The following is a 4,088-nucleotide window of genomic DNA, read 5'->3' on the forward strand; positions in this document are numbered from 1 at the left end:
CTTAACGTCATAGCGGACTGGCCGATAAACCGGGTCAGCGAACTACTCCCCTGGCGCGTAGCACTGCCAACTGAATAACACATCCCCGTCAATACGGTTCTCGCTGCACGCTTACCGATATAAACTGCAATCTGGTGACAGACCGCATACAGTGACGACGTATCCGACTTCGCCAGTTCGCTCAACAATTTCTTGACCTGGGCAACATTATTCATGTTTCAGCTGGCTTTTGGCTGTGGTTGAGGAATATGAGATAATACTTTATCTATTGCGAAGCAGAAATCTTCAAGTCTTTTTACATCACTCACAGTGAAGTCGGATAGAGGCTGGGCTGTATCCAGCATTTTAGGCTGTCCCATCAGGCCGACCTCAACATCAACGGTACTGATGGATGCGTCGACTTTAAACTTCCACTTTTTCGCTACCATAAATTTTGCGTGAACAAACCCGCCGCTTTCTCCGGCCCGATGATAGTGATCTTTCTTCAGGCATTCCTCTTTACTCTTTAGGGGAATACGCACTGGGTTACCATTGGTAGTTACGTGCCCCAATTTGGTAATAAATCCATCCGGCGCGTTGTATAGCGGTTCGATAGCACTGAATACATTCGTGGCCTGTCCGCAGTCTATTCCATGTTGCATAAGAAACGTCCTCAGCATGAAAAGTTGATCCTGACTAGCCATAATAGACAGCGAATTTCTGTCCACAGATAAGATCAGCTTGGACGTTTCCGGTTGCCAGTAGATCACGTGGAAAAGCTGCGTTCTAACAGTCCGTTTCATCATGTAGACCGTGTCTGCACTCTGAAGTTTTCTGCCTTCATTAGACAAATGATCTACAGGAACTGGTTCCTCAATGTCTCTATCAACAACTGTGCAGGCTACCAGGCGGCGAAAGCGTTCGTTACTAATGTCAACTTCATCAGAAAGTGCGGGGTAAAGCTTGCCTCTTTTTAAGAGACTCAGCAGCCCAACGTCTTCAACCGGAAACGGGAACGCATCGCTAATAACCTTCTCTGGTGAGATCCGAAATGTGTTCAAGAATGAGGTTAAATTCTGCTTTATCATCTCATCGCGGATGAAGAAGACTTCAACTTGGCGGGTATCAAGCTGAAGGGCCAGCAGTCCCAGTGTATTAATTTTTTCCTGCAGCTTCTGATTTCCTGAGACTGCAGAGAGGATGTCCTGCTTGAACACCTCTTTTGAACGGGACTTCAGCGACATCACTTCATTTATCTGACTCTTTGCGAAATTAAAGCTGTACCTTGCTAAAAGTGTGTCAATTTTGTGTTGATAAGATGTAGACATACAAGTCCTTGCTTCAGGCTTATGATAACATCACCATTTCTGATAATTACAGTTTACCATTCCATGGTACTGCTGTCGCGAAATCCAAGGCTGTCCGTCTTATCGTTTTTTCACAGTGGCTGCAGGCTCTTGCTCTATCCCAGCAATTTAATCATCAATGACAATCAATCATATAGCATGCTCTGCTTTGACTTTCAGATATGGATGACGCCAGCAAGCAATCGTCTGAAGCCTTTAAGACTCTGAAAAAGGCGCAAGAACCAGACTAAGGGGCTGGCGTAAAAATATCTTGGCAGGGGCGGCAGGATTCAGATCAGGACTGACTGCAGCCAAACGAGCGTTCATCTCGGCTGTATGACTTGGTGCGCTCCTTCGCAAAGTAGCTCAGACGGAAAGTGAGCTTATCGTAAACCGCACGATAGTCTGTGGCGTTGGCATCCAGATAATACAGGGGATTATCTGGGATGTGGACCAACGTTCGGTATTCGGGGTAAGGGCCTAGTTGCAAAGCGCTCAGCCAGGCTTCACGTATCAGGCTGGCTAATCCCGTTCCCCCTTCTCCATAGCTCCCAAGTCCATTGAATGTGTCTTTGTTCACGAAAAGTACCATGTGGTAATGGGACTTCTCGTTTATTTCTCCCACTTCCCGAACCCAGGCGTAACGCAACTGGCATGGGTAGCTCCTGATGCCATTCTTTATTTTATTTCGGTACCGAGCATCGATTTTTGCATTAAGCGATTCAATGAAACGGGATATCAGACCACTATTCCTATTACAGTTGTCATCAGGCAGACGTAGATCGACACGGACAGCCATTGTCCTTGGGTGTTGTGCTATAGCGTTATCAATTACACCCAGCATCCGTTGCAAATACGTTGTATTGAATGGGGCATGACGTTGGTCAAGATAAATATCATTAAGCATAATAGATTCCTGTGATCTGAATATCGGGCAGGACGGAACCTTACCCGCGATGGTTGAGGTAATTAGGTGGTATCAAATCTGGCTTATTGAATTTGTGTTGGATGTTAGTTGGGTGATGCTGACTAAATTGCTTGGTGTGTATTGCGTAGGTGTGTATTACTGGAATATTGGGGTTTATGTACTGATATATATTAACAATCCGTCACGTATTAATACTCAACATTCAGGCCAGATGCGGTTTGATATTTCATTGTGTTAAATTATTTACTCCGAAGTTAATGTCGTCTGAAAAAAATGATTAAGGGGTGGCTATAACTTATTTCAATCACGGTGCATGATCAGAGTGTCATTTAAAATTAAGCAGCAAAAAAGGCATGGAATTTGATAAACACAGTCCAAAATATTTAATTTCTGGAATCATTAATTTTAGCCTGCAACCACTCCTCCAGGTCGCTTTTTAACCAGCGAGAAGCTCTACCCATCTTAATGGGTTTCGGAAATACCCCTTCCTGTATCAACTTATAGAACCATTTATCACTCAGGCCAGTAAGGCGTGTGATAAACTTCATATCGATGAACTCATCTTCCAGTAGTGCAGGTTTAGTTTTCATGCTGAGTGTCCCATTGCGAGAAGAGCACCGGAGCAGGCGATAACTAATTGTTCACGCCTTCTCCTCCACATGAATGGGGTGTGACGTAAAAAAAGATCTGGAAGGAGCAGTTGAGCTACCCAACTAAGAATGCATAGATACGGAAAACCTCGTGTAACGCTGTTCTCTGACCGTTACAATTTGACGGATGTCGAAACTTTGTAGAGTGCAATCATGAAAATTATTCAGAGTGGTGAGTTGATCAGTACTCTCCCCCAATTTACCAGAGGCAGAAAAATCACAGGAGGCAACCAGCCATTAATCACTTACTAATCAGTTAGTAATCACTACTTTATCATTAAAAAATCAGCAAAAAACCAGTCAACAGTCACCTTGCAGATGCCAAATCATCATGGTTCATTTATACTTTTGAAAGCATCGGACAGATGTGATATCACACTGGAGGGTACATGCTTAGGTATGACGAAGTGAGAGAGGAGTTCTTTTCCCTTTACGTTCTGAGTCTGTATTACAACGAAGATTACATTAAGCAGGCGAGTAATTTCGACACGCCTGAGGAATTTCAAAAACTCATTAATCATATATTGAACACTAAATTCCTATTCAATAATGAAGCAATACAAAGTGCGCGTACTTACTTGAAAAAACATTTCCATTACAAAATCATTGACAAAGAGAAGTTCGATTGTTTCAAAGGTTCTGATAGAGGATCGTGGTTTGCCTTAATGTATATATATAACAACAGAATCAGTCCTGAAACCTCCTCGAGCGTGAATATCTTTGCACAAGATAATATTTACAACCCGAACTCAACTCCTGCATCCCTTTTTGAATTTGAAAATATTGATGAAATTAAAAATTTCTCACTTGATGAAGTACAAGCCGAAATGCAGATGGGAATCTCCCCTAGCAATAAAGAAAAAAATAGAGATACACCTGAAAAATACTCGCGTAGATTTTATTTAACATCTGGCGCAGATCCCGACAACTACAGCCCGAATACAACATCCGAACAAGAACGCATTTGTACTTTGATGAGGTTTATTGATTTAGCTCCTGTAAGTTTAAGTCAGAAAATTTCCTATTTTCGTAAGTTGCATGATAAATGGCTAGAGCAATATAATACATTCCTTACTGATTATGACTGGCTAGATAAAAAAGATGAAAAGCAAGCTATCTATTGCTGGGAGTATCTGAGAAATAAAAATATGATCCCCTTTTATTTAAAACCATATAACACTGCAA

Annotated in this window: 5 protein-coding genes; 2 read left to right on the plus strand and 3 right to left on the minus strand. The window is 42.3% G+C overall.

Features of this window, described 5'->3' with window-relative positions; genetic code table 11:
- Positions 1-78, plus strand: a 78-nt coding sequence (locus tag FHC49_RS24740) for a hypothetical protein (RefSeq protein WP_370631740.1), incomplete at its 5' end; no start/stop codon positions are given.
- A 140-nt stretch (positions 79-218) separates the two neighbouring features.
- Here FHC49_RS24740 and FHC49_RS13120 read toward each other — a convergent pair.
- From FHC49_RS13120 to FHC49_RS13130, 3 genes are all read right to left on the minus strand, one after another.
- Positions 219-1,307, minus strand: coding sequence for a hypothetical protein (locus FHC49_RS13120; protein ID WP_032170233.1), 1,089 nt, complete (start codon positions 1,305-1,307; stop codon positions 219-221).
- 313 nt (positions 1,308-1,620) lie between these two features.
- Positions 1,621-2,232, minus strand: coding sequence for an inovirus Gp2 family protein (locus FHC49_RS13125; RefSeq protein ID WP_008325050.1), 612 nt, complete (start codon positions 2,230-2,232; stop codon positions 1,621-1,623).
- 404 nt (positions 2,233-2,636) lie between these two features.
- Positions 2,637-2,843, minus strand: a complete 207-nt coding sequence (locus FHC49_RS13130) for an AlpA family transcriptional regulator (RefSeq protein WP_001547758.1) — start codon at positions 2,841-2,843, stop codon at positions 2,637-2,639.
- 449 nt (positions 2,844-3,292) lie between these two features.
- Here FHC49_RS13130 and FHC49_RS13135 point away from each other — a divergent pair.
- On the plus strand, positions 3,293-4,088 hold a 796-nt coding region (locus FHC49_RS13135), incomplete at its 3' end, for a hypothetical protein (protein ID WP_220439981.1).

The sequence above is a fragment of the Kluyvera sp. EC_51 genome (assembly GCF_019584505.1).
Classification (GTDB): Bacteria; Pseudomonadota; Gammaproteobacteria; order Enterobacterales; family Enterobacteriaceae; genus Kluyvera; species Kluyvera sichuanensis.

Bases quoted from the DNA above. Each gene is read 5' to 3' on its own strand.
- FHC49_RS13120 (WP_032170233.1), bottom strand. From the start codon at position 1,307: ATGTCTACATCTTATCAACACAAAATTGACACACTTTTAGCAAGGTAC.
- FHC49_RS13125 (WP_008325050.1), bottom strand. From the start codon at position 2,232: ATGCTTAATGATATTTATCTTGACCAACGTCATGCCCCATTCAATACA.
- FHC49_RS13130 (WP_001547758.1), bottom strand. From the start codon at position 2,843: ATGAAAACTAAACCTGCACTACTGGAAGATGAGTTCATCGATATGAAG.